Genomic DNA, 17231 nt, shown 5'->3' with positions numbered 1-17231 from the left:
GATCAGGTTGTCGGCGGGGTCGTATTCAAACTGTTTTTGCGCCGCAGCGGGCAGCAAGGTTGACTGACTGGCGTGACGGCGCTGGCGTGAACGCAGGCGGCCGCTGCGGTCGTATTCGCTGCGGGTGCTGAGTTGGCCCTGGGTGCGCAGCACTTCGCGGTGTAGGCGGTCACGCTCGAAGTCGCTGATGACCTGGCCGTCCAGGTTGACCTGGTGCAGGTGGCCGCTGCCGTAGTACAGGCGGTTGAGCCACCGGCCGTCCGGCAGTTGGGTTTGGATCAGGTTGCCGAGTTCGTCGTAGTGGTGTTGCAGGTTCCCCGCCGAACTCTGCTCGCAAAGCAGTTGGCCGAGGGCGTCGTAGGCAAAGCCCAGGGCTTGGGCATTGCCCTGCGAATCGGTGAAGGTGACAGCCGTGAGCTGGTCCACTGCGTCGTAGTGGTAGTCGGTACGGCCATCGTCGGTGGTCTTGGCAATCAGTCGGCCCACCGCATCGCGTTCCAATCGATGGACGATCGGCGCGGGCAGCGTTTCGGGCACCAGGGCCAGCCCGTTTCCGTAAGGCGCCGGCACGGCTGTCACTGCTGTGACATTGTCCAGCGGGTCATAGCTGTACTGCTTGGCGCTGCCGTCGAGGTCTTGCTGTTCAGTCAGCCGATCCCCGGCGTCCCACGCAAAGCGATAGCGTTCGCCGTTCTCGTTGATCAGCGCTTGCAGCCGTCCATAGCTGTCATAGCCGAACTGCACCTGTCGCCCATGGGCGTCGGTACGTTGTCGGACTTGGCCACGGCGGTTGTGTTGGTAGAGGGTGGTGTGTCCGGCTGGATCGGTGTAGCCCACCAACTGACCGCTGACATCGCGCTTATAGTGCTCGGTGCGGCCGTCCGGCAGTTGGGTACTGAGCAAGCGTCCCTGGGCGTCGTAGCTAAATTGAGTGCGCTCGCCAAGGGCGTCGGTGATGACCTGCAAATACCCCCGCTCGTCGTAGCTGAAGCGCGTTGGATAACCTGAGCAGTCGATGTGCTCGGCCAGTTGCCCGAACGGATTCCAGCGCAGTTTTTTGCTTTTGCCGGTGGCGTCAATAATTTCCACGGGCTGGCCATGTGCGTCATAGCGGTAGCGCGTGACGTAGCCCAGCGGATCGGTTTCGGCGATGCAATTGCCGCGCGGGTCGTAGCGATACCGCCAACTGTTATCGGCGGCGTCGGTTTCTACCTGCGGCAGCGCCCAGTGTTCCAGCCACAAAGTCGAGTCGCTGCGGCCTAGCGGGTCGGTCTCGCCGATGAGGTTGCCGCTCTCATCGTAGCTGTACTCATAGCGCCCACCCAGGGGGTCGGTGGCGCTGAGCAATTGGCGTTCGTCGTTCCATTCGAACAGCCAGGTCTGACCGAGGTTATCGCTGTACTGAATGATCTGGTGCTGAGTGTTCCAGTGGCGGGTGCTGACGCGCTGCAAGCCATCGGTGATGTGAGTGAGGCCCACCTTCAAGTCATAGTCGAACTGGTAAGTGTCACCCTCATCGGTCCAGTGCCGGACCACACGCCATTCCAAGTCCTCAATCAAGGCCCATTCATAGAAGCACCGCAGCCCGGTGGGTAGTTGATGCTCCACCATTCGACGCGCCACGTCGTAGGCAAAACGCCTTTGCACCTGGCCGGTTGCGTCACGCACCTCAGCCAGATTGCCGGCCGCGTCGTAGCCATAACTGACGAGCACTTCGCGGCGTTGGTCGGGGTACAGGCGCTCAATGTGAGTCAGATGCTCTTGGTCACGGATCAGCTCAATCTGCACTAAGTCGAAGGTATCGCGCAGGCGTACCAGGCGCCCGGCTTCGTCATAGTCAATATGGATGCGGTTGTCGTTGCGATCGCCCAGTTGGCTCAAACGCAGGCGCGTCGGATTGGCCGGCGTGGGTTCGAACAAGCGGTACAGACCATCATCACTTTCGATCAACAACTGCCCATTGAGGTGTCGCCGCACGACGAGCCCTTCACCGGCGCTGAATACCGCGCCGCCCAACGGGATCGAACCCATGTCAATCGGGCGTCCCTGCTCGTCGGTGTAGACCAGCGTCTCTCCGCCTTCGGGATGCGGACGGATCTCTACGCACACTTCATAGGGCACGCTCCAGCCAGCGCCAAACAGGCTGTCCGAGCGTTCGTCGCGGCTGTTGTAGAAGCGCTGCCAGTCGATCGGCAGGATGCCGGGTAAGACGAAGTCCAGCTCTTCGACGTCGCCCAGTACCTTCGCGCCTGTCGCCGCATGTACCGGATTCGACGAACCCATCGCCGCGTTGGCCATCGCCCCCATCGCACTGCTGACCGCCATCGAAGTGGCTCCGCCGATCAGCATGCACGGCAACTTGCTGAAGAATTTGCCCTTGCCACCCTTGAGCATCAACAACGCCGTGACCGCCAACCCCACACCCGGGGTCTTGCCGCTGCGAATTTCCCGCACCACCACCGAACCACCGCCAATGGTCACGTTGGAAGAAATCAGGCCCGACGACACCACGGTTGCATCGCAGGTACTGCGGTCTCCACTGCGCACCGCCGGTTGGCCGTTGACGGTGACCTTTTCCGACCCTTCGGCTAGAAACTGCGGCGGCATCGGTGGGTGCTTCATGCACGCCACCAGGTCCAGCGGCTTGGGTACGGCGCCGGGTGCGGGCGTTGCAACTGTAGGGCGCCACATCTGCGAGAAGAAGCTCTCGGCCATGTCCAGGTAACCGGGCTCGGGAGCGGGTTCTTCCAGCTCGGTGCCGGCCGGCGCGACATGGGAACTGATCGCCCCGGCGGCGCGGGCGGCGGGGATGTTGTTGGTCAGGGTGTTGGTGGAGCCGGTAAGAATATTGGCCTGCACCGTGGGCGGAAACAGCGCGTTGCTGAAACTTTCACATAAATTCGATAAGCCTTTGTCGGCCCCGGTCTTGCTCATGGCCAGGCCGACAATCGTGCCCACCACCGCACCCAGGAGGAAGCAACCTAGCCCGCCGGTGGCGACGGTGATACCGGTGGCGGCAACCACCGCAGCGGTTGCGACGGCGGTGATCGCGATATTGGCCGCCACCTCCAGCACCCCGCCAAGGATGTCCGCCATCATCGAGGTGTGGGAGAGCGCATCGCCCATCCGGGCAGCCCAGAGTGCATCAGACAAGGACTGCACTTCCGTGCCTGATTGAATTGAACGCACAACTTTCCATAGTCGCCGTGTCCTTGAGTGTCATGGCATACGCATCAGTGCTGTCTTCAACCGTTTTATCAGCGTGGGACTTTCCAGGCATTCCAGCGGGGTGATGTTGTCCAGTGCCGGAACCGTTTGCCCGATCCACCACAACCCCTCCTCAAGGCCCCGTTTCCCGCGCAGTATCACTGCCATGTCGAGATGGCCGCCCAAGGCCTTGGCCAGTTCACGCGCATCGTCGTCAAGGTAGTCTTCTTCATACAAGGCCACTGTGCTCTGCCAGTCCGCGTCACCCGGGTATTCGTTTTCCAGTCGTTCCATGTTCAAAAACCTGCAAAGGAGATCAAGTTGCTGCCAGTCGGGTTGCGTGCCGATGGCGCCAGGATTCCATCATAGCCATTGGCCTTGGCCCAGTTGCCGATCTGATGGGTCTCGGTGTACTTCGAGCCGGTGATGCTTTTAAGGCTGACCCCTAGCTGTTTGCGCACATCGGCGCGGGTCAGGTCCAAGACATTATTGAGCTGCACTTTCTTGCTGACCAACACCCGTTTGGACAGGTCGACCTTCCAGTGCGTGACCTCGCCCAGCGCGGTTTTTCGTGAGTTCGCGCCATACACCCCGCCGACGCCTTTGGTGGTGTAGCGGTGTGTGGACTCCACATTCCACTTGTGCGCCTGCCAAGTGGTCCCGATGCGCCCCGGTTCCTCGAACCGATACACGGTGCGACTGACCTTGCGCCCCTTGGGTGGGCTGGAGCATTTCATCAGGCCCAGCGGGTCAATCCAGCTCAGCGGGTTGGGCGCATATTGATAGAGATTCAGGCCGCCGGCCAGACCGATGGGGTCGGGTGTGGTGAAGCGCCCGATATCCGGGTCATAAAAGCGCAGAGTGTTGTAGTGCAGCCCCGTTTCCCGATCTAGATACTGGCCCTGGAAGCGCAGGTTCTGTTCTTCGATGAAATAGGGTTCTCGGCTTTCCTCGACGGTATTGCCCCAGACTTCATAGCGCGCTTGCCACACCGTATGGCCGTCGCTCTCGGTGAGGCGTTCGGGCAAACCGTTGAGGTCGTTGTGGTAGTAGCGGATTTTTTGAAGGTCACCTGTGCCATCGATACGGGCCAGTGGTTCGTAGCCCTCGTCGGCATAGATATAGAGGCTGGTCTGCTGATTGCAGTGCTCCTGCACGAGTTGCAGCGCGTCCCAAGTGAAACGTGTCTGGCTCCGCTGCACACCGTTGCGGTCGTAGGTGGTCTTGGCGGTGCGCCGGCCCAGCGGGTCATAGGTCATGATGACCCAGGAACCGTCATCGTTGTGCACCTGTGCCAGCCGTTGCTCCGCGTCGTAGCTGAAGCGTTGGGTGCCGCGCCGAAGGCTGCGCTTTTCAACCATCCGGCCAAAACCGTCATAGCGGTAATGTTTGTCCTGGTAGGTCAGCAATCGGTTGTTGGCGACCTGTCCTGAGCCGTCCAGCAGGTTAGCCGCCGGGTCGTAGCGGAAGGCTTCCCGTTGACCCATGAGGTTGTCCTGGCTAGCCAGAATGCGGCCGGTAGCGTCGTAATGCAGCAATTGGCGGTGTGCCGTGCCGGGCTGGCTGTCGTAGCGTTCGACCAGTTGATCGCTGTCGTCATAGCCCAAGCGTGTCTGCACCGGTGGATGTAACAGCGAGTGGTCCGGTTGGCGGCGCTGGCGGGCACGCAGACGTCCACTGCGGTCATATTCGCTACGCGTACTGATACGGCCCTGGGTGCGCAGCACTTCGCGGTGCAGACGGTCCCGCTCGAAGTCACTGATGACCTGCCCATCCAGGTTGACCTGATGCAAGTGCCCGCTACCGTAGCGCAGGCGGTTGAGCCAGCGGCCGTCGGGAAGTCGGGTCTGGGTCAGGTTGCCCAATTCGTCGTAGAGATGCTCCAGGCAACCGGCGGCGCTTTGTTCGAGGGTCAGCTGACCGAGGGCGTCATAACCGAAGCCCAGGGTTTGCTGCTCGCCATCGTGTCCTGTAAAGGTGATGGCTGTGACTTGGTCGAGTTCATCGTAGCGGTACGTCGTGCAACCATCTACGGTGCGCTTGGCGATCAGCCGGCCTGCTGCATCCCGCTCCAGATCATGAATGATGGCGGGCTCGGCGTCGGACGATGCGAGGGTTTCTACCTGTGTGACATTGTCCAGCGGGTCGTACGTGTACCGTTTTCGACAGCCGTCCAAGCGCTGTTCGAGGGTCAGGCGATCACCGTCGTCCCAGTCGAATCGGTAGTGCTCACCATTTTCGTTGGTCAGGCTGTGCAGGCGGCCATAGACGTCATGGCTCAACTCCACACGGCGGCCATGGGCGTCGATGCGCTGGCGCAACTGGCCGTTCGACGAATGTTCGAAGCGCGTGGTGTGGCCGGCAGGGTCGCTGTAGCCGATCAACTGGCCGCTGGCGTCACGCTGATAGTGCTCGCTGCGCCCATCGGGCAACTGCTTGCTGATCAGTCGGCCCTGGTCGTCATAATTGAAGCTGGTGCGTTCCCCGAGCGCGTCGGTACTGGCCAGCAGCAAGCCTCGCTTGCAGTAGCTCAAACGGGTGGTAAGGCCCGTACAGTCGGTGTGCTCGCTCAATTGACCCAGTGGGGACCAGCGCAAGGTCTTGCGCTTGCCGCTGGCGTCGATGATCTCCCTGACTTGGCCGTGTCCGTCATAGTGATAGACCGTGCGGTTGCCCAGTGGGTCGGTTTCGCGAATGCAGTTGCCCCGCGAGTCGTAATCGTACTGCCAGGTATTGCCAGCGGCATCGCTCTCCGCCAGTGGCAGCGCCCAGTGCTCCAGCCACAAGGTCGATTCACTGCGCCCCAGGGGGTCGAGGGTCTCAGTCAGGTTGCCGGCATCATCGTAGCTGAACTGATAATGCCCACCGAGAGGGTCGGTTGCGCCCAGCAGTTGGCTATCATCATTCCACCGGAAGGCCCAGGTTCGCCCCAGTGCATCGGTGGACGCGATGATCTGGTGTCGCTCATCCCAGTGTCGAATGCTGACGCGCGCCAGCCCGTCGGTGATACGGGTGATGCCTGTATCCAACGCATAGTCGAATGTGTAGGTGTCCCCGGCCTCCGTCCAATGCCGGACAACACGCCATTCAAGGTCGTCAACCTTGGCCCACTGATAGAAGCAACGAAGGCCGGTGGGCAATTGATGCTCGACCATGCGCTGCCCGGCATCATAGGCAAAACGGCGCTTCACGTGCCCGTCGGACTGGCGTACAGAGGCCAGGTCGCCACGGGCGTCGTAGGCGTAATGCATCAGTACTTCACGGTGTTGGTCGGGATACAGGCGTTCGATTCGGCTGACGCGATGGGGCCAAGTGTTGTCGTACGTCAGCTCGACCCTCACCAGGCCAAAGGTGTCACGCAGGCCCAGCAGGCGACCATCGTCGTCATAGTCGAGGTGGATTCGGTTGTCGTTGCGATCTCCCAGTTGGCTCAGGCGTAGCAACGATGCGTCCTGTGGCGCCGGATCGAACAGTCGGTACAAGCCGTCTGCGCTTTCGATCAGCCACTGGCCGCTCAAGTGACGCTTGACGCTGAGGCCTTCGCCAGCGCTGAACACGGCACCCCCCAAAGGGATCGAACCCATGTCGATACGTCGACCCTGCTCGTCGATGTACAACGCGTAGTCGCCCCCTTCAAGGTGAGGCAGCAGCTGCACGCTGACTTCATAGGGCACACTCCAGCCGGCACCAAACAAGCCATCGCGGCGTTCATCCCGGCTGTTGTAGAAGCGCTGCCAGTCGATGGGCATGATCCCGGGCAAAGCGAAATCCAGCTCATCGGGGCCGCCCAGCACTTTGGCCCCCGTGCTCGCGTGCACCGGGTTGGAAGAGCCCATGGCGGCGTTGGCCAGCGCGCCCATGGCCTGACTGACCACAAACGAATTGACGCCTGCCAGCAGCATGCAGGGAAGGTTGCTGAGGAACTTGCCTTTACCCCCCTTGAGCATCATCAGCGCGGTGACGGCCAGGCCAACGCCCGGCGTCTTGCCGCTGCGGATCTCGCGCACCACCACTGAGCCCCCGCCGATAGTCACATTGGGCGAAATCAGCCCCGACGACACCACGGTGGCGTCGCAGGTGCTCCGGTCACCGCTGCGTACCGCCGGTTGACCGTTGACCGTGACCTTTTCCGAGCCTTCGGCCAGAAACTGCGGCGGCATCGGCGGGTGTTTTGTGCAGGTCACCACGTCCAGCGGTTTAGGGACTGCGCCGGGCGCTGGCGTGGCGACGGTGGGGCGCCACATTTGCGCAAAGAACCCTTTGGCCATGTCCAGGTAGCCGGGCTCTTCGCTGTGTTCCGGTGCTGGCGGCGTTGTTTCGGTTTCGGTGCCCGCAGGTGCAACGTGGGAGGGCACGACGCCGGCCGCGCGCGCAGCGGGCAAGGCGTTGATCAGTGTGTCGGTGGACCCGCTGAGGATTGTGGCCATGACCGAGGGAGGGAACAGCGCGTTGCCGATTCCCTCGCACATGGCGCTCAACCCCTTGTCGGCACCGGTCTTGCTCATGGCGATGCCGACGATCACGCCGACTACCGCCCCCAGTACGCAGGCCCCCAGTCCACCGGTCGCGACGGTAATGCCGGTAGCCGCCACCACCGCAGCGGTTGCCAGCGCGGTAATCGCCACGTTAGCCGCCACTTCCAGCACGCCGCCGAGGATGTCCGCCATGACAGAGGTGTGGGACAGCCCATCGCCCAGGCGCGCAGCCCAGAGCAGTGCGTCAGACATGCAAAGGCCGCTTCACTGGGGGACGTCGAACACGAGCGAACTCTTGATCGTAGACCAGTGCGCCGCCTCGGCGTCCCCAAGCTTGTCAGCCTTCACATAACTCAACGCAAGCATCTTGCGCGTACCCGGCAACACCAGCGCCAGTTGGTACTGGAACACCTTGTCATTGCCCTTGTTGAACTGGCTGCGCAGCTCGATGCCTTCGACCTCTTGCGCGGCGCCCAGGCGCACGTCCACACCCGGTTGATAGCGCAAATCCTGCACCTGTTTTTCCAGGCGCTGGAGTTGGTCATTGAAGTTGCTGTGCAGGGTTTCGCCCTCGGCGAGCAGGCTGCGGCTGACGATCAGGGACGTCCCCAATTCAGGGAACTTGAGGATATTGATCGTCGCGTCCTGCAACTCACTGGCGGGCAGTTGAAACTGAAATTCGTTGATCCGGTACGTCATGGCAAACAGGTCTCGTCAGGAGCTTTTAGGCGCGGGGAACGCGGCTTTAATGTTGGCGTCGATAGCGCCTTTCTGGCCCTGGCCATCGGGCGTGGCACCTGGGCCGCCGCCGTTGTTCAGGTGCAGCACGCCGCCGGTGTTGAACTCGGCGTCGCCGCTGGCGTAGAAGCTGATTTGCACACCGGTGAGGTTGATCTGCCCGCTCGCATTCAACTCCAGAATGCTTTCACCGCAGACTAGGCGCAGGTTCTCGCCCACTTCGATGACGTAGCTCTGGCTGATGCTGTCGGTCTTCCTCTGGCCCACGGAGAGGATGTCTTCCTGCTTGACGATGCGCAGGCGGTTGTTGCCGATGGTCACCGTCTCGTCATGCCCAATGCTCTTATTCCGGTCATGCCCCACGGAATGGCTTTCGTCGACCTCGACCACAATGTCCTGATTCCGCTCGGCATGGATATACAACTGCTCCAACCCCTTCTTGTCCTCCATGCGGATTTCATTGAAGTTGGCCGGCGTGCCACCTTTGCTGGATCGACTCTTCATGCCGCTCTGAGTCGCGTTCTCCGGTAGGTCGTAAGGCACCGTCTGCTCGGCGTTGTACACCCGGCCGGTGATGATCGGCCGGTCGGGGTCGCCTTCGAGGAAGCTCACAATCACTTCCTGGCCGATCCGTGGGATCTGCATCGAGCCCCAGTTTTTCCCGGCCCAGGATTGCGACACACGAATCCAGCACGAGCTGTTTTCGTTGGATTGATCGTGACGGTCCCAGTAGAAATGCACCTTCACCCGGCCGTACTGGTCGGTCCAGATTTCCTCGCCTTTGGGGCCGACCACCAGCGCGGTCTGCGGGCCTTTGACGACAGGGCGGTGCGTATTGGCCAGTGGGCGGAAGCTTTGTTGGGCGTCGATGCAGGTGAGGCTGCTTTCAAACTGCGCCGACCCCGAGCCGCCGCCGCTTTCCAGGCTTTCCTGGACGATGTAGTAGCGGCAGCCGACGATCAGGTATTCGCGGTTTTGGTCCTGGCGACTGAAGCCGGTCAGGCTGAACAAATGCCCTGAACCCAGGCCACGGGCGTTGCCGCTGAACTCGACCTGTTCGTGCAGGGTTTGCAGGGCTTCGATGCGGGTGCGCGCATAGTGCTCGCCGTCTTCGCTTTGCACGTAGGTGCCGGGGTAGTCGTACAGCGGATAGTCGCCGGCGGTGTGCGGACGCGGCATGGCCGAGCGCACGTCGATGCTGGCGCTGGGGCGCTGGAAGTCGTAGTCGTTGAGCTCCAGCGAGCCCGGCTGCACTTCGTGCGCCAGGTGCCAGTTGTGCATGTGGTCGCGTTCGCGCTGCTGCTCGTCCTTGGGGTAGTACGGGATCGACGCGTAGCCGGGCACGCTAGTGTGGGCGCCGTAGGCGTCGGCCAGCACCAGCACATGGCGGTCCTGTTCGTGGCGGAAGAAGTAATAGATGCCTTCCTGTTCCATCAATCGGCTGACGAACTCGAAGCTGGTCTCGCGGTACTGCACGCAGTATTCCCACTCGCGGTACGGCCGGCTCAGGGCGTCTTCGAAGTCGGAAAAACCAAGGTCGCGAAACACCTGCTTGATGATCTGCGGGATGCTCAGGTTCTGGAAAATCCGGCAGTCCGAAGTGCGGCTGAGCAGCCACAGCCACGGGCGCAGCGTTACCTGGTAACTGGCGAACTGGCCCTGGTCGATGTTCTGGCTGCAGCGCGCAACGATGCCGTGGAAATGCCGCTCGCCGCCATCCGCCAGTTGCAGGCCCACGCTCATGGGTTTGCCGAGCAGCTGGTTGAGGTCGATGTTGGCGTCCAGGGACGTCAGTTGCAGCTCATAGTTGAACAGCCTGCCCAGCTCTTCACCGCCGCCCATTTCATTGAGCAGCAGCACATCCGGCCCGAGAGGGCTGGTGATCTTGGCCAGGCGTGAGGCTTGGTTGAATAGCATTGGGCGTCCTGTAAAGGTCTTGATTACTGAAGGAACCGAATCCAATGTGGGAGCTGGCTTGCCTGCGATAGCAATTGAACATTCAACATTTATGTTGACTGATACACCGCTATCGCAGGCAAGCCAGCTCCCACATTTTGACCGTGTTCCGTCAGGTCAATCTGCGTCGCTGAAGTCGTAGTGCAATTCATTATCCCGGCTGCTGATCCTCACGCCCGCCAACGCCTTGCCTTCCAGCATGCGCGTGAGGAATTCACGGCTCATGTCCGGCAGCAGGCTGTTGGTCAGGATGGTGTCGATCATGCGTCCACCGCTTTCGGTCTCGGTGCAACGCGAGACGATCAGGTCGACCACCTCGTCGTCGTAGTCGAAGGCGACTTTATGGGTGTTTTCCACGCGCTTTTTGATGCGGTCGAGTTGCAGGCGGGTGATCGCCTTGAGCATCTCGTCGCTCAGCGGGTAGTACGGAATCGTCACCAGTCGGCCGAGCAGCGCCGGCGGGAAAATCTCCAGCAGCGGCTGGCGCAGGGCCTTGGCGATTTCTTCCGGCTCCGGCACGTTTGCCGGGTCTTTGCACACCCGGGAAATCAACTCGGTACCGGCGTTGGTGGTCAGCAGGATCAGGGTGTTCTTGAAGTCGATCACCCGGCCTTCGCCGTCTTCCATCACGCCCTTGTCGAACACCTGGAAGAAGATCTCATGCACGTCCGGGTGGGCTTTTTCCACCTCGTCCAGCAGCACCACGCTGTAGGGCTTGCGCCGCACCGCTTCGGTCAGCACACCGCCTTCGCCGTAGCCGATATAGCCCGGTGGCGCGCCCTTGAGGGTCGACACGGTGTGGGCTTCCTGGAATTCGCTCATGTTAATGGTGATGACGTTCTGCTCACCGCCGTACATGGCTTCGGCCAGCGCCAGCGCGGTTTCGGTCTTGCCCACGCCGGAGGTGCCGGCCAGCATGAAAACACCAATCGGCTTGCTTGGGTTGTCGAGGCCGGCGCGGGAGGTCTGGATGCGCTTGGCGATCATCTGCAGGGCATGGTCCTGGCCGATGATGCGTTTTTTCAGGTGCTGGTCGAGGTTGAGCACCGTTTCCAGTTCGTTGCGCGCCATACGGCCGACCGGGATGCCAGTCCAGTCGGCGACCACCGAGGCCACGGCCTGGTAGTCCACGGTCGGCAGGATCAGCGGGGTTTCGCCTTGCAGCGCGCTGAGGCGCTGTTGCAGGTCGACCAGTTGCTCGCGCAAGGCGTCGTCGCCACTGTCTACGGCGCCGGCTTTCTCGCGCAGGGTTGCACGGGTGGCGAGGAGTTCATCCACCAGGGTTTTCTCTTCGGCCCAGCGGCCTTCCAGGGTCGCAAGACGTTCGCGTTCTGCGGCCAGCAAGGCTTCGCTGTTGCTCTGGCGCGCGCCAATGGCGATGCCGATGGCATGCTCGCGGGCGATGATTTGCAGCTCGGTTTCCAGCGCTTCGATGCGACGGCGGCTGTCGTCCACTTCCGCCGGCACCGCGTGCAGGCTGATGGCGACGCGGGCGCAGGCGGTGTCCAGCAGGCTCACGGATTTGTCCGGCAACTGACGCGCCGGGATGTAGCGGTGGGACAGCTTGACCGAGGCTTCCAGCGCCTCATCGAGGATCTGCACCTGATGGTGTTTCTCCATGGTCGAAGCCACGCCACGCATCATCAGCAGCGCCTTTTCTTCCGACGGCTCGGCAACCTGTACTACCTGGAAGCGGCGGGTCAGGGCCGGGTCTTTCTCGATGTGCTTTTTGTACTCGGCCCAAGTCGTGGCGGCCACGGTACGCAAGGTGCCACGGGCGAGGGCGGGCTTGAGCAGGTTGGCCGCATCGCCAGTGCCTGCAGCACCGCCGGCACCCACCAGCGTGTGGGCTTCGTCGATAAACAGGATGATCGGCTTGGGCGACGCCTGGACGTCTTCGATGACCTGGCGCAGGCGCTGTTCGAACTCGCCTTTCATGCTGGCGCCGGCTTGCAGCAGGCCCACGTCGAGGCTGCGCAGTTCCACGTCTTTGAGTGCAGGCGGTACGTCGCCGGCGACGATACGCAGGGCGAAACCTTCGACCACGGCGGTCTTGCCCACGCCGGCTTCGCCAGTAAGGATTGGGTTGTTCTGGCGGCGGCGCATCAGGATGTCGACCAGTTGGCGGATCTCTTCGTCACGCCCCACGATAGGGTCAAGCTTGCCGCTGCGTGCCTGCTCGGTCAGGTCGACCGTGAAGCGTTTGAGCGCTTCCTGCTTGCCCATCGCGCTCGGCGCCATCGCACCGCTGGCTTCGCCCGGCACGGCGCCGGCATTGAAGCCATCGCTGGCGCTCAGGGCATTCTCCGGCGAGTCACCGACGTATTCATCAAAACGCTCGCTCAGGGCTTCGGCTTTGATCTTGTCGAACTCCGACGACAGGCTCAGCAACGCATGACGCAGGCTCGGCGTCTTCAAAATACCCAGCACCAGGTAACCGGTACGCACCTGGCTTTCGCCAAACATCAGGCTGCCGTAGACCCAGCCGCGCTCCACGGCTTCTTCCACATGGGACGACAAGTCAGTGATCGAGGTCGAGCCACGCGGTAGGCGGTCCAGGGCTTCGGTCAGGTCACGTGCCAGGCGCGCCGGTTCAACGTTGAACTGGCGGATGATGCGGTGCAGGTCCGAGTCCTGCAGTTGCAGCAATTGATGAAACCAGTGAGCCAGTTCCACATACGGGTTGCCCCGCAGCTTGCAGAACACGGTGGCGGCTTCGATGGCCTTGTAGGCCACGCTGTTGAGTTTGCCGAACAGTGCGGCGCGACTGATTTCACCCATGCTCTGGATTCCTTGAGGTGGTGGCCTGATCGGCGTAATGCCGGGCCAGGATTAGGTCGTTGGCGTCGTGCGCAGGGCTACCGAGCCAGGTGTTGAAGCCCAGGCGGAACTGGCCGTTGAGTTGCAGCGCCGGGACTTCGGGTTGTTGCAAAACCAGGTTCAGGTCCCAGTCCAATTCATCGCCCAGGTACTCGGCCACCCACGCCACCAGCTCGTTGAACGGCTGATGGCCGGGCAGCATGCCCATGTAGTCATCCAGCTTGAGCGGCCCCAGGCGGATACGGAATTTGTGCTGGCGGTCCCACACGAAGCTGCCCAGGCAAAAGTCCACACCCAGCCTGTTGGCGCTCACGCCCACGCGGCTGCGCTCGGGCAGTTCCAGCCATTGGCCGACGTATTCTTCTATCTCCACCGGCAGCCCGAAATACTCGCCGAGGATCGCCTTCAAACCGTCCGGGTAACGGGTTTGCGCCGACAGGTGGCCGCTGTAATGCAGCTTCGCGGTATCAGGGATGAGTCCCTGATTGAGCAGGCTCGGCATGCCGCGCCCGCTCAAAGCCGCCAGGCGTGCAGACCAGTAATCATCGTCTGGACGGTCGTGGCTGACCGTCGGCCGTGCCTCCGCCCAGGCCCGGTAAAACAGGCTCAGCAGGCGATGGTGGAACACATCCAGAAATTGCTTGCTGGTGCTGTCGGCGTTGTTGCGCTGGCGCTCGCGCACGTATTCGGTGATATGCAGCGGCAGCGGGCCGTTGGGGCCGCCGAGGCCAAAGAAGAACTGCTCGAGTCGCGCCGGTTTGCCATCGCCACCCGGATCGACCGAGGCCAATGTGGCCGGGGCGAAGGTGCAATCGGCCTGCTGGCCCAGGCGCAGCGGGTCATCCGCCAGGCGCAGGGAATGGCCCAGACGCGGCAGCTCGGGCGATTCACACTCGATACGCCGCAGCGCCTGGAAGAAATCGTATTCCCAGGGCTCCTGATGCATCGCATCCAGGGTACTCACAGGGTCGGACGACGTCCGGGCTTGGCTTTCCATCGCATGATCTCGCCGCGTTCGGTGGTACGGATCACCGTCTCGGTAAAACTGTTGATCGACACGTAGCGTGCCAGGAAGCGTTCCAGTACTGCACCGAGCAGGAACACGCCGGTGCCGCGAAACGCGTTTTCATCAAATTCCAGGGTGATTTCCAGGCCACGCCCAAACACAATCGGGCCGGGCATCGGCAGGCGTCGGGTCACGGCTTTGCTGCTGACTTCGCGCAGGCCTTCGATCTGCAATTGCAGGGCGGCGTCGTTGCTGTCGCCATACAGGCGCAGCAGTTCGCGCAAGGCGCCGGCGCCTTGGCCCTGTTCGCTCAGCGAGAGGTAATTGAGCGACAACTGACTGATCAGGCGCCAGGCCTTGGCATCGTGGGCGTGGCTGGGGCGCGGGCGGCTTGGGCCAGCCACACACCGCACGGCCAATACTGGCGCGCTGTCGGCCAAGGTAAAGTCGGTCTTGCCATTGCCCACGGTCATGAACAAAGGCAGATCGCGGTTGGTGCACAGCGCCGTCACGCCGAGTTGGCGCAGGTCATGGCGGTACGGCGACTGCCGGCTGTCCACCAGGCTGACAAAGGTTTCGCTGCCCACGTAAGTGGAGCGCGGGCCGTTGCGGCGCTGGTCGCTGGACAGCACTCGCGGCTCACGGCGCACCGTGTAATAGGCCTGGTCGCGGCCGTAGCGGGATGGATCGCGTACCGCGTAGAACGGCAAAAACGACTGCTCCGGCCCGGTGCCGTGGCCGGTGATGCTGCTCAAGGAGTGAATCTCGAAATCCATCGGCCGCGTGCGGTCAGCGATCACATGGTGTTCGTTGACGCGGTCAGACAGGTGAATACGGTCCACGCGTTTCGGGAACAGATTGATCGCCGGGGTGCAGAACGGCAGGAACTGCGCCGGGCCGACGCTGCCTTCCAGGCTCGGCTCGTGGCGATCAAACAGCACGATCAGTTCCAGCTCCTGACCGTCGCAGCGCTTGACCGCACGGCTCAGCTCGGCGAATTCGACGAACAGGAAACGATGGGGCAGGGCGAAGTATTCCTGCAGCAGGCGATAGCCCTGGAACGCGCGGGCAACCACCGGCATGGCCGCGTCGGCATCGTCAAAACCACGGGAACGCAGCGCGTCTGGCGGCAGGCGCTCGACCCAATCGCCGCCGGGTTTGCGCGCAAACACCGCGCAGGCGTTGCCCAGCAGCTGTTCGTAAAGGCGAAACGGTTGCTCATCGGCACCACTGAGGTACAGCGGCAGGTTATCCAGGTCGAGGCTGTTGAACGGCAACTCGGCGCCGGTGCGCAGAGTCAGGCGCAAACCCGCTTTGGCCTTCGGCTCGCTTGCAGCCAGGCGCCCGAGCACGGCGGCGGGGTTGCCGAAGTACTCGGCGTTGCTCACCTGCAACGGCCACAACGTCACCGGGTGGGCGGTGCGATACTCGCAGCAAGTCTGGGTTTCACGGCCCAGCGCGGCACGCAATACCGTGTCGCGGGGCAGGGGGAAACCGCTGGCCAGCGAGCCTTCGTCCGGGTCGGTCTGCAATTGCACCACGGTCATCGACGGCGTCGGTGCCAGGTAGTGCGGGTAGGCGATTTCCAGCAGATTGTGGGTGAAGGTCGGGTATTCGGCGTCGAGCTTGAGCTGCACGCGGGCCGTGAGGTAGGCAAAACCTTCGAGCAAACGTTCGACGTACGGGTCGGCGCAGTCCATACCGGACAGGGTCAGCCGACTGGCGATCTTCGGGTATTCCTTGGCGAACTCGGCGGCGCTTTCGCGCACGTGGTGCAGTTCCTGGTTGTACAGCTCCAGCAGGCGCGGGTTCATGGGCGTCTCCGCTGGTCGGCGTTGACCACACGTACGTGGCCGGACTCCAGGTCCAGGTCGGTTTGCAGCAACAGGCGCAACGGCACCGGCTGCGCCCACAGGTCGCCTTCGATCTCGAAACTCAGCGCGTTGTGGTTCATCTCGCCATGGCCGACGCGGGCTTTGACGCGCAGGGTGTGGCGCAAAATGCGTGGCTCAAAAGTGGCAATAGCCTGGTAGATCAGGGCTTCAAGCGCCTTGATGTCCACGCTGGAAACGCTGTTGCCCGCGAGCGCCGGCAGGCCGTAATTGACCACTGAGGTACCGGCCGGGGTGTGCAGCGTGGCGTCGGCATCCAGCAACGACGTGGTGTTGAGCAGCCACGCCAGGTCGCGCAGAACCGAGGCTTTTAATTGGGTCAGGGACAGCACGCGTTTGTCGGCGCTTTCCTTGGGGTTGGTTGGGTCATCGTCAGTCAACCGATCCAGCAGGGACGGTTGCAGACGGTCGCGGGAAGCGATTTCAGTTACCACCAAAGCAGCTCCACGGACGGGTTGTGAGAGGGACGGGTTTCGAGAGGGGCAAGGTGAGCTTGGGGACGTGGCGCGAGGCCACGGCCCCAAGGGCTATCAGCGCTTGGTGTTGGAACGGATGTTCCAGCCAAACTTGATCGCGCCGCCGTCTTTGGTGCCGTCGGCTTTCTGCGGCTGGTAGTCGACCATCACTTGGGCGAAGTTCAGGGTCACGTTCTCGGTCAGGCGATCATCGGTGCCCGAACCGCCGGTGCTCAGCGAGGTGACGAGCACTTCTTCCAGGTTGATCACCATGTACTCGACTTGGCTTTCGCCACCGGCCTTGCGCACGGTCAGCTTGACCTTGTCGATGTGCTTGCCGCTGGCGCAGTGCATCATCAGGTTCGGCGAAGCCTTGTCGACGTACTTGGTCAGCGACAAGTCCTGGATATTAACCTTGCCCGCGCCGCCGCCACCGCCAACGTGCATGTTGCCGGACTGGGCCATGCCCCAGCTCCAGTTCAATACGTCGATTTCGTCCTTGTGGGCTTTGTCCATGGACTCGCCCTTGATGTCGCCGATCTTGATGAAAATATCAACAGCCATGTTTTCTCCCTGTGTGGCCCAAGCCACGAAATTTGGTTAAGCCCAATGGGCTTTGCTTTTCTGTAGAAGCTGGCTTGCCTGCGATTGCATCACCGCGGTCTGACTGGCAGACCGCGTC

General features: G+C 62.2%; 10 protein-coding genes. All 10 read right to left on the bottom strand.

Features of this window, described 5'->3' with window-relative positions; all coding sequences use genetic code 11:
* Nucleotides 1–3153: DUF6531 domain-containing protein (locus AACY08_RS20155; protein ID WP_339471102.1), on the bottom strand; the 3153-nt coding region annotated here is incomplete at its 3' end.
* A 66-nt stretch (nucleotides 3154–3219) separates the two neighbouring features.
* Entirely contained in the window at nucleotides 3220–3501 is a 282-nt protein-coding gene (locus tag AACY08_RS20150) for a hypothetical protein (RefSeq protein WP_339436640.1), read from the bottom strand.
* Between the two features lie 2 nt (nucleotides 3502–3503).
* On the bottom strand, nucleotides 3504–7934 hold the full coding sequence (locus AACY08_RS20145; RefSeq protein ID WP_339471100.1) for an RHS repeat-associated core domain-containing protein: 4431 nt from the start codon (nucleotides 7932–7934) through the stop codon (nucleotides 3504–3506).
* Between the two features lie 12 nt (nucleotides 7935–7946).
* Complete coding sequence (locus AACY08_RS20140; protein ID WP_065880297.1) at nucleotides 7947–8381, bottom strand: DcrB-related protein; 435 nt, start codon at nucleotides 8379–8381, stop codon at nucleotides 7947–7949.
* A gap of 15 nt (nucleotides 8382–8396) precedes the next feature.
* On the bottom strand, nucleotides 8397–10337 hold the full coding sequence (locus AACY08_RS20135; RefSeq protein ID WP_339471098.1) for a type VI secretion system Vgr family protein: 1941 nt from the start codon (nucleotides 10335–10337) through the stop codon (nucleotides 8397–8399).
* A 156-nt stretch (nucleotides 10338–10493) separates the two neighbouring features.
* Nucleotides 10494–13157, bottom strand: a complete 2664-nt coding sequence (tssH, locus tag AACY08_RS20130; protein WP_339471096.1) for a type VI secretion system ATPase TssH — start codon at nucleotides 13155–13157, stop codon at nucleotides 10494–10496.
* The gene (gene tssG / locus AACY08_RS20125; RefSeq protein WP_339471094.1) at nucleotides 13150–14193 is read right to left on the bottom strand and encodes a type VI secretion system baseplate subunit TssG; all 1044 of its coding nucleotides are present in this window, start codon (nucleotides 14191–14193) and stop codon (nucleotides 13150–13152) included. Before tssG ends, tssH begins: the two co-directional genes overlap by 8 nt.
* Nucleotides 14157–16016, bottom strand: coding sequence for a type VI secretion system baseplate subunit TssF (gene tssF, locus AACY08_RS20120; protein ID WP_339471092.1), 1860 nt, complete (start codon nucleotides 16014–16016; stop codon nucleotides 14157–14159). Before tssF ends, tssG begins: the two co-directional genes overlap by 37 nt.
* Nucleotides 16013–16528, bottom strand: a complete 516-nt coding sequence (gene tssE / locus AACY08_RS20115; protein ID WP_005792513.1) for a type VI secretion system baseplate subunit TssE — start codon at nucleotides 16526–16528, stop codon at nucleotides 16013–16015. The genes tssF and tssE overlap by 4 nt, the downstream gene beginning before the upstream one ends.
* Before the next feature lie 96 nt (nucleotides 16529–16624).
* Entirely contained in the window at nucleotides 16625–17113 is a 489-nt protein-coding gene (locus AACY08_RS20110; protein ID WP_005792512.1) for an Hcp family type VI secretion system effector, read from the bottom strand.
* Nucleotides 17114–17231: the final 118 nt, after the last annotated feature.

This window comes from Pseudomonas sp. EL_65y_Pfl1_R83 (genome assembly GCF_963970695.1).
GTDB classification, from domain to species: Bacteria; Pseudomonadota; Gammaproteobacteria; order Pseudomonadales; family Pseudomonadaceae; genus Aquipseudomonas; species Aquipseudomonas tritici.
This window is presented reverse-complemented; position numbering and strand designations above follow the sequence as displayed.